The following is a 22,500-nucleotide window of genomic DNA, read 5'->3' on the forward strand; positions in this document are numbered from 1 at the left end:
CTACCCTATGTATCTGTATAGATTATCGAGAATGTTAAACGTAAAATCGACCAAGATATTTAAGATCCAAGGTCCAAACAAAAGTACTGCCAGAAGTACGGCAACAATCTTGGGTACAAAAGCTAATGTTTGTTCCTGAATTTGAGTTGTCGCTTGAAAAATACTGATTGCAAGTCCTACAACCAGAGCTAGTATAAGCATGGGTGCGCTGGCCAGCAATGACGTGTATACCGCTTTCCCGGCCAGACCGATAATAAATTCCGAAGTCATGACCGTCCTCCTTTAACTTTCCGGATCAAGTGTTAAAACTCAGTAACAGTGACTTGACTACCAGGTACCACCCGTCCACAAGGACAAAGAGCAGTATTTTGAAAGGTAATGAGATCATGACCGGCGGAAGCATCATCATCCCCATTGCCATGAGTGTACTCGCGACAACAATGTCTATAACCAGAAACGGAATAAAAATCATAAACCCCATCTGGAATGCTGTCTTTAACTCACTGATTACATATGCCGGCACCATAACAGTAATTGGGATATCCTGGTAGGTCTTTGGTTGTTCAGTCTGATTGTACTTCATAAACAGTAACAGATCTTTTTCTCTGGTGTGACTAAACATAAATTTCTTTATGGGATCCGCTGCTTTTTCAAGTGCCTCGGTTTGCGTAAGCTCTCCCTGGAGATAGGGCTGAAGCGCTACCTGATTTATGGAAGACAACGTCGGCGACATAATGAAAAGTGTCAGAAATAGCGCCAATCCGACCAGCACCTGATTGGGTGGCATTTGTTGTGTACCCAAAGATGTACGTATAAAACCGAGCACAATCACAATCCGAGTAAAACTGGTCATCAGTACAAGCATTGCTGGAGCAATACTAAGCACCGTAATTAACAGAATGATGGACAGTGAACTCGTGCTTGGTGTCCCTCCATCACCGTTTCCAATCTGAATATCAATATTCGGAATGGGTTCGGCAAAGGCAACCGTTACAGATGCCAGACTGATAAGTCCTAATAAACAACACGCTAACCAAATCTTTTTCTTCATGAATCCCTCGACCGATCTGTAGTATTGTCTTTATCCAGGAGCTTTTCCATCTTCTCTTTACGGTTAGGCATCTGCCGAAGTTTGGATTCAAACATTTCGTGAAAAGAAGTTGTGTCCTCTAGTTCCATTTCCCGCGGCGGTTCTTCTCTACGGAAACGTTTTGTGAGCTTGGCAATGAGAGGTGAGAGATTTCCTTGTTGTGCAGCAGCATCTCGTTCGAAGGAATCAATAATTCTTTGGGCCTCTTCCAGATCCGAAACCTTGTCTATCAACTGGATGTCTTCACCTACACCAAGCAGATATACACATCCACCAATCTCCATAATTTGCAACGACTTGTTTTGCCCCAGTCCAACCCCACCCAGGGTACGAATTGTGCCGTGCCGGAACATTTGCTGATTCCGTTTGTTTAAAAAACGAATCAGATAAACAATAAGGGCCAGGATGACGGCCAGGACAACAATCACCCATACAAGCTGTAAATAATAATTACTTCCCACGCCAGCTCCTCCTGGAATATCACCCTGAGCCATCATCATGTCTCTTAAACGCCCAGTGTCTTGCTGATCGCTTCGATAACCCGGTCAGATTGGAACGGTTTAACGATAAAGTCTTTAGCACCTGCTTGAATAGCGTCGATTACCATCGCTTGTTGACCCATCGCGGAGCACATAATCACTTTTGCGTTAGCATCAATCTTCTTGATTTCTTTCAAAGCTGCAATACCGTCCATCTCAGGCATCGTGATGTCCATTGTGATCAGATCCGGACGAAGCTCTTTAAATTTCTCAATTGCTTGTGAGCCATCCTGTGCCTCACCAACAACCTCATATCCATTTTTGGACAAAATGTCCCGGATCATCATTCTCATAAATGCAGCGTCGTCTACGACTAAAATTCGGTTTGCCATCTTGATTCAAGTCCTCCCTAAATTGTGCTTATTGTAATTTCTGAATTCGGTCCCATTGGCTAACGATATCTATAACACGAACACCAAAGTTTTCGTCAATAACGACAACTTCTCCCTTGGCGATCAGTTTGTTATTCACCAAAATATCGACAGGTTCCCCGGCTAACTTATCCAGTTCGACAATCGAACCCTGTGACAGTTCCAAAATATCTTTAATTTGCTTCTGGGTCCTTCCTAATTCTACGGTGACTTTAAGGGGAATGTCCATCAATAAATTCAAATTGTTTTCGTCTACCTGACCATACGCCCCATTTTGCAAATTGGCGAATTGAACTGGTTGTACGTTAACATTCCTATTTGGCATTCCACCGTAATGTTGAGGTGCACCATAAGGTTGCTGCGGTGGCATGCCATACGGCTGCTGTGGCGGCATTCCTTGAGGCATACCCATCGGGGCCTGTCCATATCCGTTATAGTCCTGAGCAGGCTGTTGTGGAGCCTGTTGGTGCTGAACGGGCGGCTGCTCCGCAACCGGTGGTGGCGTTGCTGGTACAGCTGCTGGCGCAGGTTCAGGTGTTGATGCCACTGGTGCGCTGGCAGTTGACTCCTGAGCGCCTCCAATTAGCATATCTACCATGTTTTTGGCAAAATGAACTGGAAGCAACTGCATCAGATTGGAATCGATCAGATCCCCGATTAACAAACGAAATGAAACTTGAATGAGGGTCTCATCTGCTGGAAGATTACTTACACCCTCTCCACTCTCCAGATTGAGAATATCGATTCCCGGAGGGGAAATATTCACAAAACGATTAAAAATCGTGGACATTGAGGTTGCAGAGGAACCCATCATCTGGTTCATCGCTTCCTGTACCGCACTAATATGGATTTCATTCAGTTCTTCATCGACCGGATTTCCTTCGCCACCCAGCATCAAATCAGCGATGACTTGAGCATCTCTCTTCTTGATAACAAGTGAGTTAATGCCTTCGAATCCATCCACGTAATTCACATGAACGGCAACATGTGGCTTAGGAAAAGCTTCTTCAAACTGCGTTCGACTAATGATAGAAACTTTAGGTGTTGTAATATCTACTTTGAGGCCTAATAGCGTGGATAAGGCTGTTGCCGCGCTACCAAATGTAATGTTACCAATCTCCCCCAAGGCATCCTGCTCCAGCTCGGTCAAAAAATCATCAACCGTCTTTTCTGCGGGTTCCGAGCTGTTTATCGATTCCGATTGCCTGAGCAAAGCATCGATTTCTTCTTGGGATAAATAATCCTTACTCGTCAAATTCTTCAACTCCTTCGGTGACAATCTCGTCTATTTGCACAGCCACACGGTCCTTGATTGTTCCCGGACTGCCCATGTATTTCAGTTTGTCACCCACTTTAATGGAAAGTCCCTCATCAACTGGTTTGTTCAACGTAATGACATCACCAACGGATAGACCCAGAAATTCTGCAATTGAAATTCTGGATTCTCCCAATTCCGCAACGATGGGTAACTTGGCTTTGTTCACGCGCTCTCTTAGAGCATCATACTCCTCTGGAGCTCTCGTTTTCTTCTCCGAAACAAACCACTGATGAGTTGACAACCGTGACATAATAGGTTCAAGAACGACATGCGGTATACATAGATTGATCATGCCTGTCGTGTCACCAATTTTGGTACTGAGCGAGATCAGAGCAATGGTCTCATTGGGAGATACAATCTGCATAAATTGCGGATTGGTCTCGAGCGCTTCCATCCTCGGGGTAATATCCAACACGGTCTTCCATGCTTCTTGCAAACTTTCAAATGCACGGCTGAATATTCGTTCCATGATGGTCGTTTCAATCTCCGTCATCGATGCAATCTTTGTTGGAGCACTCCCGGTTCCACCAAGAAGGCGATCCAGCATCGCATATCCCACGTTTGGATGGACTTCCATCACCATTCGTCCCTGTAGTGGCTCCGCTTCAAAAATGTTCAATATCGTCATCTTAGGAATAGAACGGATAAACTCATCATAAGGCAACTGTTCGACCTGAACGACATTGATTTGAACGAACGTCCGCAGTTGGGCTGAAAAATAAGTGGTGAGAAAGCGTGCAAAGTTTTCGTGAATACGAGTCAAGCTTCTGATATGGTCTTTGGAAAAACGCACTGCCCGCTTAAAATCGTACGATCTAATTTTCTTCTGAGTTTCTTCCTTCTTCAATTCTTCTGCGTCCATTTCACCAGAAGAAAGGGCTGCTAATAGGGCGTCAATCTCATTTTGTGATAATACATCCACCATGTTCTCACCCCCTTACAGGTCTACAGCGTGTTCTGTTCATTACATTGGTGCTATAACAATGTCTGAAAAACTAGTGCTTTTCAATTTCGGCTCAGGCAATGCCTCATTAATTAGACCTGTCAGTTTCTCATTGAATTGTTTCATACCCTTGGCCGAACTCAGTTCCTCAGCCTTGGTATCTGCAAGTGCCTGAATAATAATGGGCTTCACCGTAATGCTTTTAATTTTTTCAAAATCTTCTTTGGCTGTTTTGTCAGATAACTTGAAAGAAAAACTAACCATAATAATACGATCCGGATCGGCCAGATTCGTTTTAATCTGTGCAAGCTCTGACGATACCTCTACAATTTCATCCGCAGTCAATTTTTTTTCTTCAGCAGCTGCCGCCGTATGTGTGTCGTCCTTATTCCCGTTCTGTCCTTGCATAAATACAAACACAACCACCACAATGAGTGTTATCGCCAGCAACATTGTTGCAAGCCAGGGCATCATTTTTTTCATCAGGATTCCTCCGTTTGCTGCACTTTAATAGTGGCTGCCTGAACCCCGATTTCACGGTTGTAATCTTTAATCTTGGAAATAACGTCTGCGGCTTTTTCAAGCACAATCAGTCTCTTTCCAGTTACCAGAGTAATATACGTATCCGGCGTCTCTTCCACAATTTCAACCATCAGCGCATTTAACCACATGGGAGAACCATTTAACCGCGTAACCGAAATCATGCTAAGCCCCCTTGATCAGAGTGGGAGGAGCAAGCTCCCCCACGTTTTAAAAATTCATTAATCAGTTATTAACGTTTCAGGTTAACAACTTCCTGAAGTATTTCATCCGACGTTGTAATGATCCGGGAGTTTGCCTGGAATCCACGTTGAGCTACGATCATCTCAGTAAACTCTCCAGTCAGATCCACGTTAGACATCTCGAGCTGTCCAGCAATGATTGCTCCTGTTCCGTCCTCAGCACTGTTCGCTGTCAATGGTTCCAGCACCCCATCCGGATTCGCGTTTGCTGTCATACGGTACAAGTTGCCCCCAATTTTCTCAAGGCCTTCTGGATTGACAACTTTACCTATTCCAATCTGTGGACCCGCTTCGATGGTTCCGTCTGCCATGGTCTGGTTAATTGTTCCATCCTGACCAATCGTGAAGGAAACAACATCATCCGGTATCGTAATATTTCCACCACCGTTATCCAGAACAAACAATCCATCCGAAGTCAAAAGGTTACGTGCAGCATCCACATGGAAATCCCCCGCACGAGTCAGGTAAGGTACTTCCTGATCTTCACTCAAACGTACCAAGAAGAATCCATCTCCATTAATCCGAAGATCTGTTGGATTATTCGTTGTCATTGGGCTACCTGCCAGATGCAGCGTATCAATTGAACCTACCGATACACCAAGACCGATTTGTTTTGCATTGACACCACCACTTGCATCGCCAGGGGCAGTTACCCCTGCCGTTGTTTGGCTCATAATATCTTTGAACATAACCCGACTGCCTTTGAAGCCAACCGTGTTTACGTTCGCAATATTGTTACCAATTACGTCGAGTTTTGTTTGGAAACCCCGCATCCCGGAAACGCCTGAGTACATTGATTTCAACATTTTTAAAAATCCTCCCAGTCTTCATTTGGTTACCGCATCAGTCGGTCAGCGGCATTCCGGCTCCCGAGAAGGGCCAGCCGGTCAAGAAATGATTACGGCACTATCAATCTGAGTGAACACATTATCCTTCATGCTCTCACTATCCATAGCTGTAACCACAGTACGATTTTTGACATTGACGATAAAAGCCATATCCTGCATTAAAATCAATGACTCTTTGGCTCCTTTGGCAGCAGCTTTGTCCAAAGCAGAACCAATCTGTTCCATTTGCTCGGTCTTGAGTTCAATACCACGCTGTTCCAATCGTTTGGCAGCATGATTGCTCAATTTCAGAAGGTTATCTTCCAGCACCTTTGCAAAAGGTTTTTCGGGTATAGCCGAAGCTTCTCCCGTTTTGGGTCTTTGAAGCATATTCGGTGTAATCGGGCCTGCGTATAATTGTCCAACCGTTATGCGATCACTCATATCGTTTTCCCGCTATCTTCCGTATCACCCGTTTCAGCGGATGATTCAACTTCTTGGCTCTCGTTCGTTTCAAGGGTTACATCCTGAACGTTCTGTACTGGAGTTTGACTCTCTTCTGCCTGTTTTGGATAATTCACCTGAATGATCTCATCCAGCTTAATCTCGTCGTTGCCCACTTTTGCGTATTGAACGCTATCTCTTACAATGATGGAATCTACAATACCCTGACGAAGAGTTCCGTTATCATCTTTATTAGAAGAAAGCCAACTTACCTCCATGCCAATCATACCGGATACAGCACCAAGGGACTGGTTCAATGTTTTGAGCTGGGTAGAAATATTGACCAGTTGTTCCACTGAGCTGAACTGTGCCATTTGAGCGATAAATTCCTTATCCTCCATCGGCTGCATCGGGTCTTGATTTTGCAGCTGGGTAATCAGGATTTTTAGAAACTGATCTTTACCCAATTCTTTTGTTGCAGCACTTGTGGTTGCTTTATTGGCTGCCGAATAGTTCGGCCAGGTATTATTCGTTGAAACAATTTCATTAGCCATATGCTCACCTCATTTCTGTTTAAGCCTTAGCACTAAATGTATCTCTTTGTAATTCGTTTCCTTCGACTTGCTCGCTACGCCAGTTACGCAATTCTTCTTGAATCCCTGCTGTAGCTATAGCATCATCCGATTGTTCCTCACGCTCACGCGAACGGCGTTGTTGCTGAGAGTTACTTCCCGGCTGACGGCCTCCGTCCTGATACATCTGTGATCCAATTGAACTGTTCTGGGTAACCTCAAGTCGTTCCACCTGAATCCCCTGGGCTTGAAGTGAAGAACGCAGCTGCGTCATTTGTTGTTCAAGCATGTCTTTAGCCATCGTATGCTCAGTCATAAACCGTGCAACCAACTGCCCGTTCTGCAAGGTAATTTGAACATCCAATTTACCTAGATGCTCAGGCCGAAGTGAGATGGTCGCCTCGGAAAATCCTTTTTGCTGGACAATATCCAGCTTGTTAACAACAAACTGTGTCATTTCCTTGGCAAACTGTGATGTTTGCATTACAGGTTCAGCCGGTTTTCCTGCTGTAGTACCTGATGAACGCAAGGACAGCTCTCCTGCAGTAATGATGGTTGAGTGTTCCACTTCTCCACCTGCATTTGAAGCAGATGTTGTCTCAGCCTCAGCTTTTACCTGGGTTCCAGAATTTGCCACTGCCGCAACAAGAACTTGTGGTACGACCGAATCCTGTTTGGATGTTTGAAGCGAAGTACTTGGAGCGACCTGTGCAGTCTGATCCTTAACTGCAGTCAATGTATCCAGTATGGATTTCAGTTCAGTCCATCCTTTGTTACTAGTGGTATCGACTCCAGCCTCTTGAAGCTGACTCTGCAGAGATTGTAACAAATGTTTGAATTCAGGAGTGTTCTTTGCAACGTTACTCTCAGGGTCATTCATTCCAGCTACTAATTGTGTAAGCATATCTTGCAGAACAAAACGTACTGCTGCCGGATGCTGCGACAGTTCAATTGCGGGTACTGTTTTTACGCTTTCCGCTCCGTTCGAAGACTCGTCGGAATCTTCTGCATTAGTACCTGAAGGATTACTTAATTGTGTATACATCTGTTGAATCAGAGTTTGCAAACCTGCAAGTAGAGCTGGGTCATTTTCCAAAGCTTCGTCAAGTGAATCCAAGTCCGTGAACAACGAATTCAGTATAGCCGTGATTGATGCCGTTTCTCCTTCTTCACTTGTAGCAAAGGAAAACACCAACGGATTGGCAGTTAAGCTTCCGGTAGCGCTTGAACTATCACCTTCTGTGTTTCCTCCAGATAGCGATTGTGCAAGAGTTTGGAGAAATTCACCGCTAGCACCTGCAGCTGAACCTTTGGATTGTGCTCCGGTTGTCTGACCTGTTCCCGTTGCTTTTGCAGATGCTGTGGATGCCATTTGATATACAATCGACATTTATTTTCACCTCCTCTCGGTTATACAGTGTAATCAGCTCTACTTGTTACCCATTAATCTGTTCAAAATTTTTGCAGTTGCAACCGAGTCTTCTGAAGACATGTTCTCAAGCAATTGAGAGCGTGTTGCATCATCTACTGAATTCAGAATGGTCAATGTTTTGTCAGGACTTAACTTGTATGTTTCCAATAATAGCTTGGCACCACTTGAAGCAGACATCGAAGCAAATGTTTGACTAAGCTGGTTTTTATCCAGATTTTTGCTTGTGGTTGTGGATGCAGTTGAAGTTGCTGCGGTTTCTTTTTTCAATCTGGATTGCAGTGCGTCCAGTGCCAGATCCCCGGACGGTTTAGCATCCTTCATCATCATGGTGACATCGGCTGCTGTTTTCGGGTCCATCTTTTCAAGTACCTTGGTCCGAGCAGATGACTGCATGGCATTCAACAACAATACCATTTCTTCATTCGTCATATTTTGCAAAATCGGTGCAGCTTTGCTTGGGCTCATGTCCGCATACATTTTAGCCAAATCTTTGATTTGTTTTTGATAATCAGATTCCGTCTCTGGCGTTGCTGCTGTAGCCGTTTCAGCCGCTTTTTCCGCATCATCCAACTTCTTCTGAAGGTCCGTGGCCTTCTTCGCTTCAGTTGTTGTCGCTTCCTGTGCTGCCTTGAGCTCTGTTTCTTTGGCAGTTACTTGGGATTTCAGCTTTTCGATTGTGGCTTCAGCACTTTCAACCTGCTGCTCACTCTTCTCCAGCTTCTCCTTCTCCGGATCCAGTACAGGATCAGGTACCCATTCCTTGACTACTGGTATCTTGTTGGCGAATTCAAACAAATTATTACGAATATCTACATTAAATAGCGTAAGTAGTACACCTAGCAGTACTACGGTGAATACAATCGGGATTGAAATCATCAGAAATTTTTCCCAACCGCCTCCCGACTCTTTTTCAATGTCGCTATCATCTTTAACAGCCATCGTTTATTCCTCCTTCACGAGACAACTTCGCGTCCGGCTCACATCAATTCGCGCGTCCGGCTTTGGCAGCGAAGCGTACAGTAGCCATCTCGTCCAGATCGTTCTGTTCCCGGAGGAGCATCTCCTGCTGAAATTTGATCTTGGCCTTGTCTCTCGCTCCAAGCCATACTTTTTCATCAACCATCTTACCGTTCAGAAACGTCTGATTCCGTTGCACATTGACCTGAGCATGTTTAACATCACTGTTTTTGCGTGAAATGCACTCGTCAAGGTGATGTACATAACGTTGCATCTCCTGCAGACTGTTTACAGACGCTGTATTTTCCGTAGCAGATTGGATAATCCCGATCAGATTATTTCTATCGTTCAGAAGTTGTATCAGATGTTCTTCCTCTGTCTGAAGTTTACCGATCGCTGTGGATAACATCCACTCTGCCTGTGTTTTTTCATTACTCTTCAGGTCAACAACTTTCTGGAAATGATATCGAAATTTCATCGCTTAACCATTCATCTCCTTGCAAATTCAAGAATCAAACGTTCCTGTACTTCACTTAAAGTGACTTTCTCGTCGACTTTCTGCTTGGTAAAGTTCCATATACTATCAATCTGGTCTATCGATTCATCTATGGCTGCATTTGATCCCCGCTGGTATGCTCCAATATTGATCAAATCTTCCGATTCCTTGTACACAGCCATCAAACGTTTCATATTATTAACGGCTTCCAACTGCTCTTCCGGAGCAATATCCTTCATAACACGACTTATGCTGGCTAGCACATCAATCGCTGGAAAATGACCTTTATTTGCAATGGATCGATTTAACACAATGTGTCCATCCAGAATACCCCTTACCGCATCCGCGATTGGTTCATTCATGTCATCCCCATCGACCAGAACGGTGTAAAAGGCTGTAATCGAACCGGTAGGTCCTGTACCCGCCCGTTCAAGCAGTTTGGGCAAACTTGCAAAAACCGATGGCGTATATCCTCTCATTGCCGGAGGTTCACCTACGGCCAGACCAACTTCCCTTTGTGCCATTGCATATCGGGTTACCGAATCCATCATGAGCATCACGTTCATTCCACGATCTCGGAAATACTCTGCAATAGTGGTCGCAATAACTGCTCCCTTTATCCGGATCAGAGCAGGCTGATCTGAAGTTGCAACAATGACTACGGAGCGTTCCAGTCCTTCTGGACCCAGATCCCGTTCAATAAAGTCGCGCACCTCACGTCCACGCTCACCCACAAGCGCGATGACATTGACATCTGCTGCTGTATTACGAGCGATCATGCCCATCAATGTACTCTTACCAACACCAGAGCCGGCAAAAATACCTACACGCTGTCCCTTACCTACGGTCAGCAATCCATCGATAGCTCTTACACCAACACCCATCGTTTCAAGTACACGTGGACGATCCATTGGATTAACCGGTGTATTGGAGGTAGAGTACATCGGCATTCTGGATGGGAGAAGGGAGCCGTCTAGCGGCTGCCCAAGTCCGTCCAGCACTTTACCGAGCAATTCGGAGCCTACCTGAACGCCGAGTGGTTTACCTGTACCTACTACATCACAACCAGGACCGATGGATTGAAGTTCTCCCAGTGGCATAAGCAGCACTTTGTTATCTCGAAACCCAACAACTTCGGCTTGAAGAGGTTTGGCCGATTTACCAGGATAGATATAACATACGTCACCGATACTTGCATCTGGCCCTTCTGACTCCACCATAAGACCAATGACCTGAGTAACTTTGCCGTTAATACGAACAGGATCGAATTGGCGCAAATGTTCCATATATCGCTGTGAACTAAGAACCTTCATGTTGATTTTTTCGCTCCTCATCCTCAAGTGCTATGCGGACCAGTTCTTTTTTAATCTCAGCAAGCTGTGTATCAATTCTCGCATCTACACTTCCGAACGAAGAACGAATGACACATCCTTTATCTTTGACCGTTGAATCAGGCAAAATCTGCAATTCTGCCTGAGAGTCAATGGACAGAGACAATTCTTCACGAGCTGCCTGTACAAATGTAAACTGATCAGGTGCCACACAGAGTGTGATCAAACCCTGCTCCCGTTTACGTGACAAACTCTCACGAATCAGTTCCAATGTATGATCGGGTTCAATGGTAAGTTGCTTATCAATGACTTTCTCAGCGATCCCGCAAGCGAGCTCCACGAGGAACGGTTCGGCTTCCTGAATGATCTGATCTTTAGCTACATAAGCTTCCTTGAGCACTTCCTGGGCTTCATTCATCATCTTTTCGATCTGCACCTGGAGATCCAGTTCAGCTTGTACTTTGCCTTCTTCAAAACCCTGTTGGAAACCTTGTGAACGTAGCGCTTCGGTGAGATGTTCATCCTGTTGTCGTTGTTCCTGCCACCAGCTGTCGATCTGTTCACGGGCCTCTTGAAGCATGCGCTCTGCCTCTTCTGAAGCTTCACGTACTTGCTTTTCTGCAAACTCCTTGGCATCTTCCAGCATCTCTGCGGTAAGACGTTTTGTTTCTTCGTCCACGCGTGCTTGAAGCGTTTCTGCTTCAGAATCTTCAGCACTATCACCGTATAATTCCGTTTCAGACTCCTCAGCACCACCATAATGATGATGATTTTCAAGTTTTTTACGGTCATCAACGGGTACATACTGGAAAGACTTAATCAAATTAGACAATGATATCATCTCCTCCACCGCGTGCGATAATGATCTCACCGGCTTCTTCCAATCTGCGTATCGTTCCTACGATACGTGTCTGAGCTTCCTCAACATCACGCAATCGCACAGGTCCCATGAACTCCATCTCTTCTTTGAATGTTTCGGACATCCGTTTCGACATATTCCGGAACACGGCATCCCGAACTTCTTCGCTTGCCACTTTGAGTGCCAGCTGCAAATCTGCGTTGTCGATATCCCGAATAATGCGCTGAATCGATCGATCATCCACATTGACGATATCTTCGAATACAAACATGCGTTTTTTGATTTCCTCTGCAAGCTCCGGATCCTGAATCTCGAGCGAGTCCAAAATGGTACGTTCTGTACCCCGATCGACTCCGTTCAGAATCTGAACGATCGATTCGATACCACCCGCATTGGTGTAATCCTGCGTTACGGTAGAAGATAACTTCTGTTCCAGAACCCGCTCCACTTGAGAGATAACTTCTGGCGAAGTACTGTCCATAACTGCGACGCGGCGAGCGACATCTGCCTGCTTCTCTTGTGGTAAAGATGACAGAATCGCTGCAGCTTGTTCGAACTGGAGATAAGACAGAACCAGAGCGATCGTTTGCGGACTTTCATTCTGAATAAAGTTCAAAATTTGATTTGGATCAGCTTTGCGTGCAAAGTCAAACGGTCTGACTTGCAGCGTAGCTGTCAAACGGTTAATGACTTCAAGTGCTTTGGAAGAACCCAGAGCTTTCTCCAGGATTTCTCTGGCGTAATTGATACCGCCCTGGGAGATATATTCCTGCGCCAGACAGATCTGGTGAAACTCGGCCATGATCATGTCCTTTTCGGAAGAATCAACTTTGCGAACGTTGGCAATCTCCAATGTAAGTTGCTCAATCTCCTCATCACGCAGATGTTTGAAGATCTGAGCCGACACTTCCGGACCTAATGTAATCAACAAAATTGCTGCTTTTTGTCTGCCAGTCAAACCTTGACTGCTTGCCTTCGCCAATGCGTTCACCTCTATTCGTCAGCCAGCCATGTACGCAGCAGATTGACGAATTCGTCTGGCTTTTTCTTGGCCAAACTCTCCAATTGTTTGCGCACCTGACTTTCGTTCGTTACACTGTCCAGCGTAATGGACGGGAACTCTGTTGCTATTGGAAGAGGAATCTCTTCTTCTTCGACTTCGTTTTGTTTGCGGCGACGGCGTACTAACAAAATAACTACCGCTGCGATCAATGCCGCTATGAGTGCGCCTCCACCCCACATCATCGTTGAGGAAAGCTGGAAACCTGTATTGTCTGCAGAGGCAGACTGGAATCCTTGTGACATGACTGAAACTTTCTTTGTCAGATCGGCGTCACTTATTACAGTACCTGAGTCTGCCAGTGAAGCACGAACAATGTTAACCAAAATGTTCTCAATTGCGTCCTGAACCGGTCCCTGTAATTCTGTTTCTCCATTTGGTGGTTCAACTGCAACGTTAATGGTTAAGTCTTTTACAGTATACGGACTGGAAATGATATCCTTGGCGATTCGATTAACATCGTAGTTTATAGTGCTTGATGATTCTTCAGAGGTAGAATTACCGGTTGCATCAGATGAAGGGTAACCCGGAACTTCCTCTTGTCCTGTGCCAGCAACACCACCTGTTGGGTTGCTTGCGCCAGTGTAGCTCTTTTGAATCTCCTGCACACTGATTTCGATGCCTTTCATATTATCTACATCAACAGGTGTGACCAGATTTTCCTTACGTGTTTCTTTGTCGAAATTAAGCTTGGAGGCTACCAAAACATTAACTTTGTCTTCGCCTACAATCTGGGAAAGGAATTGCTTTACGTTGTTACGGACATCGTTTTCAAACTTTTTCTGTAATGCCATGTTCTCTTGAACTTCGGAAGACAACCCGCCACTGCCACCTCGGGCAGTTGGAATCAATTCTGCTTCATCTGTGTTCGTAATTGTGATGTTCTCAACAGGCAGATTAGGAATTGCAGTCTTAACCAAGTTAAAGTAGCCATCTACCGCTGCCTGATTTGGGTGATAACCCGGTTTGAATTGGAGAGCTACCGATGCTGATGCTTTGTCTTGTTCTTCTAAACCAGCAAAGATGTTATCTTTCGGCATATTAACGAGTACTTTGGCATCCTGTATCCCTTGCATCCGCTGAAGTAACTGTTCAACTTCTCCGTTTATAGCGTTGTTGTACTTTACATCAAACTCTTTATCCGTCATCCCGATGGGGGATGATGACTCCTCGAATGACTTATACCCTAATGAACCATTCTGAATAATCCCTTGAGATCCAACATTCACCTTTGCAATTGCAACACTTGTACTCGGTACAGATATGGTCTTGCCATCTGAACTTAATTTGTATGGAATGCTAGATGAATCGAGATAACTGATCACGCCCGCTGAATCACTTGCATTCAAATCTGTAAAAGCAACTTCATATTCCGTTTTTGACAATTGCATCGTGAGTACAACTGCAGCCAAAATCAGAAACAGGAAGGTGGATATAAATAATACTTTTTGTTTTTTGCTAAAACTATTCCAATACTGGGATGCCTTATCCCTGTACTGGGCGATTCTCTCATTCACTCTGTCACCCCATCCGAAACTTTGCTTAGTCTGTCCTTACTCAACCCTAGCCGTTTCATAGGTTGACGATCAGGAGCAGCATCGCAGCTGCTTTGTTGTAATGATCAGCGCTATTATCGAAGCGCAAGTAGGTTATTTTATAACTGCGTTCGCATAACTTCTTGGTATGCTTCGACCACTTTGTTTCGGACTTGAGTTGTGAGTTGTAGGCTTAACAAGGCCTGTTCTGAAGCAATCATCACCTGATCCACATTCGCTTTGCCGACCAAAAATTGATTCGACATTTCATGCGATTGAGCCTCCTGTGCTGCAACGGACCCTAATGCATTCTGTAAGTATGTACCGAAGCTCTGAATGGTTTCGGCTGGTGTAGAAGGCTTACTTTCGGTTGCACTCTTCATCTGTAGCGGTTGTATCCCCTGTGTGCTAAACATGTTGTTCTGAATCATTAATGTCCCTCCCCTTCATCCCTGGTTTGTATTTTCTTATTTTCATTTCTAAGCAGATTATCTTCCAATCTCCAAAGCTTTGGAGATCATCGCTTTGGTTGAATTCAGTGCTGTTACGTTTGCTTCATAGGAACGCGAGGCAGAAATCATGTCGACCATTTCTTTCGCAATATCCACATTAGGCATAAATACATATCCTTCTGCATTGGCATCCGGATGAGAAGGGTCATACACAGGTTTCAAAGGTGACTGATCCTCGCGAATCTCCGTTACTCTTACACCATCTCCTGAACCGCTACCTCTCATCTGATTTTGCAGCATCGTACCAAATGACGTTTTATTCGGCTCAAGCACAACCATTTTACGTTTGTAAGGGACCGCTTCACCATTAGATACGCTCGCGCGCGTTGTCTCTGCGTTAGCAATGTTGGAAGATATAACGTCCATCCGCAACCGTTGGGCTGTCAGAGCTGAGCTACTGATACTAAAACTATTACTAATGTTCAATTTAGGTTATCTCCCTTCCACGCCAACACGCATGATTTTAATTTGTTCGTTCACTTGCTGAATATAAGCGTTATAACGCAACTGATTCTCCGCCAGAAGACTCATTTCTCTGTCTATATCGACATTGTTTTCGTTGTTATTCATGGAGGTTGACTGGTCCATATTAACTACTGGCGTTGGTACGGAAGAGGAAGGACCTATGACAAAATGCCTTGCATCAGTTACTTTACCCTTAAGAACAGGCATATCTCCATTCATTTGCCCTTGCAACATTTCTTCAAAAGAAACGTTCGAGCGCTTGAAATACGGGGTATCGGCGTTCGCGATGTTGTCAGCAATCGTTCGTTGTCTGATATTGGACGCATCGAGTGCACCTTGCAATCTTTTAAAGCTGATATCGTTTAAAAGATTCACAATCCCCCTCCTCTCTTTAGAAGTAATGGAAAAAGATTGAATCTTTTCCCTTGAAAATTCTTATGTTTTTTTCGACAAAAACATTCGTCTTTACACGGTTTTCTAGGACTTAAGTAGAATTAACTCTGATGTTGTCGTATAACATAAGTTTCTTCGAGTTTGGGATTTATTACAATAAGAAAAAAGCCCTATCTTTTCTGAAAGACGGGGCTTTTTGTGTATTTTCTGCAAATTATGAATTTTTTCGTAAATGTTCGGGCCCAAAACAAAAGTATGTTAATACTCTCCCTTATTGTTCTTAAACATTCTTTAAATTTAAAAAAGCTTTCAAGTCTCAACATGAGCTTACAACGCCCGTAATTATGTATATTTCCGAATATTTCATAGTTGATTATGTTAGAATTTTTTGCCGTTATACTAAGGGTTTATGGACAATACGATAGGTATACATACAAAGCTGTATATTAATCAATTGACAAGTTATCTTTCAAGAATGAAGAAAACTCGCCCTTCCTACACAACACTTTCTTAACAATTAAGTAGAGTCTCTATATTTTAATTTTAAGAAAACAATTAGTGGCTTCACACTTTTCTACAATTCATCATTTTGCGCATTTACGCAACATTTACCAATCTATCGACTAAACCGATGACCAGACTTGGAATAAGGAAAATCCTTTTAATGGGAATCGTTGGGTATTGAAACGAAGAATAATTATCACTCCGATAGGTTTTAACTTCGTATACATGCGGCACAAGTCCTAGGTTTTGTCGATCCCGTACAACAACCCCACATCTTTTATCGGTTGTAACATCGAAATCCTTTAGATGGAAACAAAAATAAACGATATGCGTTAAGTATGAGGGCCTTTGTGATTCGCTAAAGGATTGCTTCCCTTTGTCGATCACACAAATGTTCTCTACTCTCGTGCATATCGTTCATTTATAGCATCGTTTTAACAGCTACATTGCTAGCTCCATGTTACAGGATATACTGACTCAAATCACGATCAAGCGCAATATCATTTAATTTCTCCCGGACATACTCCGGAGTAATCACCATACGTTCCAGTGTAAGCTCAGGTGCCTCAAAAGATAAATCCTCCAAAAGCTTTTCAAGAATCGTATGCAATCGACGAGCACCTATATTTTCTGTATTTTGATTGACGGATTCAGCCAATTTGGCAATCTCGCGAATGGCCTCATCCGAGAACTCAATCTCAATATTCTCTGTCCGCAACAGATCAACATACTGCTTGGTCAGTGCATTTTGAGGTTCAGTCAGAATGGATACAAACTCCTCCAGTGTTAGACTGCTTAGTTCCACACGAATTGGGAAGCGTCCCTGAAGCTCCGGAATCAGATCAGAGGGTTTGGCGACATGGAATGCGCCAGCTGCCATAAACAGAATATAATCCGTTTTGACAGGACCATACTTCGTCATTACTGTAGAGCCCTCTACGATAGGCAGAATGTCACGTTGCACACCCTCACGGGATACATCGGGTCCACTACCGCGTCCTTGACTGGCAACCTTGTCAATTTCATCAATGAATATGATACCTGTCTGCTCCGCCCGGCGAATGGACTCCTGGGTAACATCGTCCATGTCGATCAATTTCCCTGCTTCTTCCTGGATCAACACTTTACGCGCTTCTTTAATAGCGAGTTTACGTTTTTTCGTACGACGAGGCAACAAGCTACCAAACATCTCCTGCATGTTCATGCCCATCTGATCATTACCTTGACCAGCAAACATGTCCATCATGTTAGGTGCAGTGTCTTCGACATCAATTTCAATGATGTCATCCTCCAACTTGCCAGATAACAAATCAAACTTGATCTTACGGCGGCGTTCGGCAACCCCAGTATCCGGTTCAGGCTCATCCTGTTCCTGAACGTTGTTGCCATTATTCCCAAAGATCATCTCAAAGGGATTACGCTGATTCTTGGACTTGGACTGTGAAGGAGCCAAAATATGTACAATTCGTTCATTGGCAGCTTCTTCAGCTTTGTCCTTCACTTTTTCAGTCCGCTCCAGCTTCACCATCCGCAGTGATGTCTCAATCAGATCACGCACCATCGATTCAACGTCACGACCAACGTAACCTACTTCAGTGAACTTGGTAGCTTCCACTTTCACAAATGGCGCACCTACCAGTTTAGCCAGGCGACGGGCGATCTCCGTTTTACCCACACCGGTAGGTCCAATCATCAAGATATTTTTAGGCACAATGTCGTCCTGAGTGTGCTCAGGCAAAAGGCTACGCCGATAACGATTGCGAAGAGCTACCGCTACCGATTTTTTGGCTTTCTTTTGACCTACAATATACTTGTCAAGCTCTGCAACAATCTGTCTCGGTGTTAACGCTTGAGTATTCATATTGCTTCCCTCCTACCAGTATGCTGAAGTTATTTTACCTTACAAGGACAAAGAATCCCCTAGACGTCCTGGAGCAGATTCAATATCATGCTCCACTACGGGAGATTTCTTCGGCCTATAACTCTTCTACAATAATATTGCTGTTGGTATACACACAAAGCTCCGAGGCAATCTGAAGCGATTCGCGCGCAATGTCCTTCGCTTCAAGATTCACAGCATGACGTTTCAATGCACGTGCAGCAGATAAGGCAAAGTTCCCGCCTGATCCGATAGCGATAACGTCATCATCAGGCTCAATAATTTCGCCGCCACCTGAGATGAGCAACATGCCTGTTTTGTCCATCACAATCAACAATGCCTCAAGCTTACGCAAGATCCGATCCTGACGCCAATCCTTGGCAAGCTCTACAGCAGCACGCTGCAGGTTACCATGGTGCTCCTCCAGCTTGCCTTCGAATTTCTCAAACAAGGTAATGGCATCCGCCACAGAACCGGCAAATCCGGCAACAACCTGTCCACGGTACAACCGTCTTACTTTCTTGGCTGTATTCTTCATCACGACGCTCTGGCCCATGGTCACCTGACCATCTCCAGCAATTGCCGCCTTACCATTATGACGAACAGCACAGATCGTTGTAGCATGAAATGACATATCCATGATATCAGCCTCCTCCCACGAATAATTTATACGCGTTCCGGAACAGTTAGACCTTCTGCCGCAGCAAAACTAGTGATACCATCCAGTGCACGCTGTGCAAGAGCTTCATTTTTTTCCTTTTTGTTACGGATTTTCGTTTCCAGCTTCGGCAACAAACCAAAGTTTGCGTTCATTGGTTGGAAGTGTTTGAAGTCAGCTGTTGTAATATACTGAGCCATACTGCCAAGGGTTGTTTCAACCGGCAATACCACCAGTTCCTGCCCAAGAGCTGCTTTGGCTGCGTTCATGCCAGCAATAAGCCCTGATGCAGCAGATTCTACATATCCTTCTACACCCGTCATCTGACCTGCAAAGAACAGGTTTGGACGCTCTTTAAACTGATACGTTGGACGAAGCAGTTTAGGGGAATTAATAAATGTATTGCGGTGCATTACGCCATAACGGACAAACTCTGCATTTTCAAGTCCAGGAATAAGGGAAAAGACTCGTTTCTGTTCTCCCCACTTCAGATGCGTCTGGAAGCCCACCAAGTTATACAGGGTTCCAGCTGCATTGTCCTGTCTAAGCTGAACAACCGCATGTGGCAACTCTCCTGTATGAGGATTAACCAGACCTACCGGTTTCATTGGACCAAACAGAGCCGTCTGTTTTCCGCGTTTCATCATCACTTCGATTGGCATACAGCCTTCAAAGTAGATTTCTTTCTCAAACTCTTTTAATTGAGCGACTTCAGCAGTAATGAGAGCTTCATAGAAGACATCAAACTCTTCTTCTGTCATCGGACAGTTCAGATATGCCGCTTCACCCTTATCATAACGGGAAGCCAGATACACTTTATTCATATCAATTGAATCTTTTTCGATGATCGGTGCAGCTGCATCATAGAAGTAGAAATACTCTTCCCCCATTAGTGCCTTGATTTGCTCAGACAAAGCAGGTGAAGTCAGCGGCCCCGTTGCAACAACAACGATGCCATCTTCCGGCAGAGAAGTTAATTCCTCATTCACCACTTCGATGAGCGGATGCTGGTGCAACGTAGACGTAATCTCACCCGAGAAGCCATCCCGGTCCACTGCAAGTGCTCCACCTGCGGGAACCGCATGTTTGTCTGCTGCTGACAATACAAGAGAATTGAGCATTCTCATTTCTTCTTTTAACACACCCACTGCATTGGTCAATCCATTCGCACGTAGCGAATTGCTACATACCAGTTCTGCAAATTTATCCGTATGATGAGCTGGCGTTTTCACAACAGGTCTCATCTCGTATAATTTTACGCGTACGCCGCGACTTGCAATCTGCCAGGCCGCTTCTGTTCCTGCCAGCCCGGCACCAATAACGGTTACTTGTTGTTCATTCGTCAAAATCATTTACCCCCATAAAGCAATTTCATATTTCACTATAATTGAATTGATTCACATATATACTAATCTGCTGATTCGTCATCCGGTTCATCCACCGGCTCCTGATGATCACATGAAGTACACTGCAATCGTGCTCCCTTTTTGTTCCGCTTTTCAATCATTAGCGATCCGCAACTTGGACATGGTTTGGCTGAAGGTCTGTCCCATGAGACAAAATCACATTCAGGATACTTGTCACAACCGTAGAAAATACGTCCCTTTTTGCTACGACGCTCAACAACATGACCTTCCTTACACTTCGGACAAGTCACGCCGATATCCTTGATAATCGGTTTGGTATTCCGGCAATCAGGGAAGCCAGAGCACGCAAGAAACTTGCCAAAACGTCCGAGTTTATAAACCAGCGGTTTGCCGCACTTCTCACAGATCTCATCCGATACTTCGTCTTCAATCTCGATTTCTTTCATTTCTTCTTCCGCAAACTCAAGGCGTTTCTCAAAAGATTCATAGAATTCTGCGAGTACTTTGACCCAATCCTCGGAACCTTCCTCCACATGGTCAAGATCACCTTCCATGTTTGCGGTAAACTCTACATTCAGGATTTCCGGGAAAAACTCTTCCATCTGTTCGATGACCAGTTCGCCAAGTTCCGTTGGCATGAATTTCTTTTCCTCTATCGCAACATATCCGCGCTTCTGAATGGTCTCCAGTGTTGGCGCATATGTACTTGGACGCCCTATACCCAATTCCTCAAGCGTCTTAACCAACCTTGCCTCCGTATATCGGGGTGGCGGTTGTGTAAAATGCTGTTTTGGCTCAATCTCCTGCTTCTCAAGCACATCTCCACTTTTCAACGGAGGCAGCAGACGATCTTCATCGGTTGTACCATCGTCGTTTCCTTCAACATATACCTTCATGAAACCTTGGAACCGTACCTTCGAACCTGCTGCACGGAAAATGGTGTCCCCCGCAGCAATATCTACAGAGAGTGTATCCAGGATAGCCGAAGACATCTGGCTCGCTACAAAACGTTCCCAAACCAGTTTATACAACCGGAACTGATCGCGACTCATGAATGACTTGATTGAGTCAGGATCACGCAGAATTGAAGTTGGACGAATCGCTTCATGCGCATCCTGAGCATTAGCTGCTTTTTTGGAATAGTTTCGTGGAGTCTCAGGTGCAAATGGCTCACCATACTTACCAACGATATACTCTTTGGCTTCTTCTTGTGCAGATGCCGCAATTCGTGTGGAGTCCGTACGCATATACGTGATGAGACCTACTGTGCCTTCTTTTCCAAGGTCTACACCTTCATATAGTTGTTGGGCGACCGACATCGTCTTGGAAGCTCTGAAATTCAATTTACGCGCCGCTTCCTGTTGCAGAGAACTCGTCGTAAACGGGGCGGAAGGGTTACGGCTCCGTTCTTTCTCTTTAACTTCCTTGATCGTAAAGTCTGCACCTTCGATCTGTTTCAGGATCGCTTGCACTTCCGCTTCACTGCCCAGCTCTGTTTTGGCCCCGTTCAGTTTATGAAACTTGGCTTCAAACGGATTGCCGTCTGCTGTCAGTTTGGCGGTAATGCTCCAGTATTCTTCCGGCTCAAAATCATCAATTTCATTTTCACGATCTAAAATGATTTTAACAGCCACGGACTGAACCCGGCCTGCAGACAAACCTTTTTTCACTTTCTTCCATAATAACGGACTAATTTTATATCCAACAAGCCGATCCAAAATACGTCTTGCCTGCTGCGCGTTAACCAGATCCATATTGATTTTCCGCGGCGTTTTAAACGCATCTTTGACCGCCTGTTTTGTAATTTCATTAAATACAACCCGGCAATCTGCCGTATCGTCCAGTTCAAGGGCATGGGCCAAATGCCATGCGATAGCCTCACCTTCGCGATCCGGGTCAGCTGCGAGATACACTTTTTTCACTTTCTTCCGTGCATCCTTCAGTTCTTTCAAGATTGAACCTTTGCCGCGGATCGTAATATATTTCGGATTAAAATCATTCTCTACCTCAACGCCGATCTGACTCTTTGGCAAATCGCGAACATGCCCCATCGAAGCTTTTACGATGAACTTGCTGCCTAAATATTTGCCTATCGTCTTCGCCTTTGAGGGCGACTCCACGATTACGAGTGCATCCGCCATAGGTTCATCCTCCTCTCAGTCATGA

The 22,500-nt window shown here is 44.7% G+C and carries 25 protein-coding genes; all 25 read right to left on the minus strand.

Annotated elements, in window-relative coordinates; all coding sequences use genetic code 11:
• Entirely contained in the window at positions 1–270 is a 270-nt protein-coding gene (gene fliQ / locus QF049_RS12160) for a flagellar biosynthesis protein FliQ (RefSeq protein ID WP_047842485.1), read from the minus strand.
• Positions 271–295: 25 nt separating this feature from the next.
• On the minus strand, positions 296–1,051 hold the full coding sequence (fliP, locus tag QF049_RS12165) for a flagellar type III secretion system pore protein FliP (RefSeq protein WP_017689173.1): 756 nt from the start codon (positions 1,049–1,051) through the stop codon (positions 296–298).
• Complete coding sequence (locus tag QF049_RS12170; RefSeq protein ID WP_091017292.1) at positions 1,048–1,584, minus strand: flagellar biosynthetic protein FliO; 537 nt, start codon at positions 1,582–1,584, stop codon at positions 1,048–1,050. Before QF049_RS12170 ends, fliP begins: the two co-directional genes overlap by 4 nt.
• An 11-nt stretch (positions 1,585–1,595) precedes the next feature.
• Positions 1,596–1,961 carry a response regulator gene (locus tag QF049_RS12175; protein ID WP_017689175.1) on the minus strand — a complete coding sequence of 122 codons (366 nt, stop codon included), beginning with the start codon at positions 1,959–1,961 and terminating at the stop codon, positions 1,596–1,598.
• 28 nt (positions 1,962–1,989) lie between these two features.
• The gene (gene fliY / locus QF049_RS12180) at positions 1,990–3,255 is read right to left on the minus strand and encodes a flagellar motor switch phosphatase FliY (protein WP_307537692.1); all 1,266 of its coding nucleotides are present in this window, start codon (positions 3,253–3,255) and stop codon (positions 1,990–1,992) included.
• Positions 3,245–4,243 (minus strand): flagellar motor switch protein FliM, encoded by a 999-nt coding sequence (gene fliM / locus QF049_RS12185; RefSeq protein ID WP_124114075.1) that lies wholly within the window; start codon positions 4,241–4,243, stop codon positions 3,245–3,247. Before fliM ends, fliY begins: the two co-directional genes overlap by 11 nt.
• 39 nt (positions 4,244–4,282) lie before the next feature.
• The gene (locus QF049_RS12190; RefSeq protein WP_307537696.1) at positions 4,283–4,744 is read right to left on the minus strand and encodes a flagellar basal body-associated FliL family protein; all 462 of its coding nucleotides are present in this window, start codon (positions 4,742–4,744) and stop codon (positions 4,283–4,285) included.
• Entirely contained in the window at positions 4,744–4,965 is a 222-nt protein-coding gene (locus QF049_RS12195; RefSeq protein WP_017689179.1) for a flagellar FlbD family protein, read from the minus strand. Before QF049_RS12195 ends, QF049_RS12190 begins: the two co-directional genes overlap by 1 nt.
• Before the next feature lie 68 nt (positions 4,966–5,033).
• A complete protein-coding gene (gene flgG / locus QF049_RS12200) occupies positions 5,034–5,849 on the minus strand; it encodes a flagellar basal body rod protein FlgG (protein WP_264929307.1) in 816 nt (271 codons plus the stop codon).
• An 81-nt stretch (positions 5,850–5,930) separates the two neighbouring features.
• Positions 5,931–6,314 carry a TIGR02530 family flagellar biosynthesis protein gene (locus tag QF049_RS12205; protein ID WP_047842481.1) on the minus strand — a complete coding sequence of 128 codons (384 nt, stop codon included), beginning with the start codon at positions 6,312–6,314 and terminating at the stop codon, positions 5,931–5,933.
• On the minus strand, positions 6,311–6,868 hold the full coding sequence (locus tag QF049_RS12210; RefSeq protein WP_307537699.1) for a flagellar hook capping FlgD N-terminal domain-containing protein: 558 nt from the start codon (positions 6,866–6,868) through the stop codon (positions 6,311–6,313). Before QF049_RS12210 ends, QF049_RS12205 begins: the two co-directional genes overlap by 4 nt.
• Positions 6,869–6,887: 19 nt before the next feature.
• Positions 6,888–8,276 (minus strand): flagellar hook-length control protein FliK, encoded by a 1,389-nt coding sequence (locus tag QF049_RS12215; protein ID WP_307537702.1) that lies wholly within the window; start codon positions 8,274–8,276, stop codon positions 6,888–6,890.
• 39 nt (positions 8,277–8,315) lie between these two features.
• Complete coding sequence (locus tag QF049_RS12220; RefSeq protein ID WP_307537704.1) at positions 8,316–9,257, minus strand: MotE family protein; 942 nt, start codon at positions 9,255–9,257, stop codon at positions 8,316–8,318.
• A gap of 43 nt (positions 9,258–9,300) precedes the next feature.
• The gene (gene fliJ / locus QF049_RS12225; RefSeq protein WP_307537706.1) at positions 9,301–9,753 is read right to left on the minus strand and encodes a flagellar export protein FliJ; all 453 of its coding nucleotides are present in this window, start codon (positions 9,751–9,753) and stop codon (positions 9,301–9,303) included.
• Positions 9,754–9,764: 11 nt separating this feature from the next.
• Complete coding sequence (fliI, locus tag QF049_RS12230; RefSeq protein WP_036609365.1) at positions 9,765–11,084, minus strand: flagellar protein export ATPase FliI; 1,320 nt, start codon at positions 11,082–11,084, stop codon at positions 9,765–9,767.
• Positions 11,071–11,934 (minus strand): FliH/SctL family protein, encoded by an 864-nt coding sequence (locus QF049_RS12235; RefSeq protein WP_307537708.1) that lies wholly within the window; start codon positions 11,932–11,934, stop codon positions 11,071–11,073. The genes fliI and QF049_RS12235 overlap by 14 nt, the downstream gene beginning before the upstream one ends.
• The gene (fliG, locus tag QF049_RS12240; protein WP_047842476.1) at positions 11,927–12,943 is read right to left on the minus strand and encodes a flagellar motor switch protein FliG; all 1,017 of its coding nucleotides are present in this window, start codon (positions 12,941–12,943) and stop codon (positions 11,927–11,929) included. Before fliG ends, QF049_RS12235 begins: the two co-directional genes overlap by 8 nt.
• An 11-nt stretch (positions 12,944–12,954) precedes the next feature.
• Positions 12,955–14,538 (minus strand): flagellar basal-body MS-ring/collar protein FliF, encoded by a 1,584-nt coding sequence (gene fliF / locus QF049_RS12245; RefSeq protein WP_076208903.1) that lies wholly within the window; start codon positions 14,536–14,538, stop codon positions 12,955–12,957.
• A gap of 137 nt (positions 14,539–14,675) precedes the next feature.
• Positions 14,676–14,987 carry a flagellar hook-basal body complex protein FliE gene (fliE, locus tag QF049_RS12250; protein WP_017689190.1) on the minus strand — a complete coding sequence of 104 codons (312 nt, stop codon included), beginning with the start codon at positions 14,985–14,987 and terminating at the stop codon, positions 14,676–14,678.
• Between the two features lie 57 nt (positions 14,988–15,044).
• Complete coding sequence (gene flgC / locus QF049_RS12255; protein WP_017689191.1) at positions 15,045–15,494, minus strand: flagellar basal body rod protein FlgC; 450 nt, start codon at positions 15,492–15,494, stop codon at positions 15,045–15,047.
• Between the two features lie 6 nt (positions 15,495–15,500).
• Positions 15,501–15,908, minus strand: coding sequence for a flagellar basal body rod protein FlgB (gene flgB, locus QF049_RS12260; RefSeq protein ID WP_076208905.1), 408 nt, complete (start codon positions 15,906–15,908; stop codon positions 15,501–15,503).
• Positions 15,909–16,890: 982 nt separating this feature from the next.
• On the minus strand, positions 16,891–18,291 hold the full coding sequence (gene hslU, locus QF049_RS12265; RefSeq protein ID WP_076208906.1) for an ATP-dependent protease ATPase subunit HslU: 1,401 nt from the start codon (positions 18,289–18,291) through the stop codon (positions 16,891–16,893).
• Between the two features lie 115 nt (positions 18,292–18,406).
• Positions 18,407–18,949: an ATP-dependent protease subunit HslV gene (gene hslV, locus QF049_RS12270; protein WP_062833786.1), complete on the minus strand. Its 543-nt coding sequence runs from the start codon at positions 18,947–18,949 to the stop codon at positions 18,407–18,409.
• 26 nt (positions 18,950–18,975) lie between these two features.
• Positions 18,976–20,319, minus strand: a complete 1,344-nt coding sequence (trmFO, locus tag QF049_RS12275) for an FADH(2)-oxidizing methylenetetrahydrofolate--tRNA-(uracil(54)-C(5))-methyltransferase TrmFO (protein ID WP_373428235.1) — start codon at positions 20,317–20,319, stop codon at positions 18,976–18,978.
• A 56-nt stretch (positions 20,320–20,375) separates the two neighbouring features.
• Complete coding sequence (gene topA, locus QF049_RS12280) at positions 20,376–22,475, minus strand: type I DNA topoisomerase (RefSeq protein WP_124114065.1); 2,100 nt, start codon at positions 22,473–22,475, stop codon at positions 20,376–20,378.
• Positions 22,476–22,500 lie beyond the last annotated feature (25 nt).

The organism is Paenibacillus sp. W4I10, assembly GCF_030816325.1.
GTDB lineage: Bacteria > Bacillota > Bacilli > Paenibacillales > Paenibacillaceae > Paenibacillus > Paenibacillus amylolyticus_B.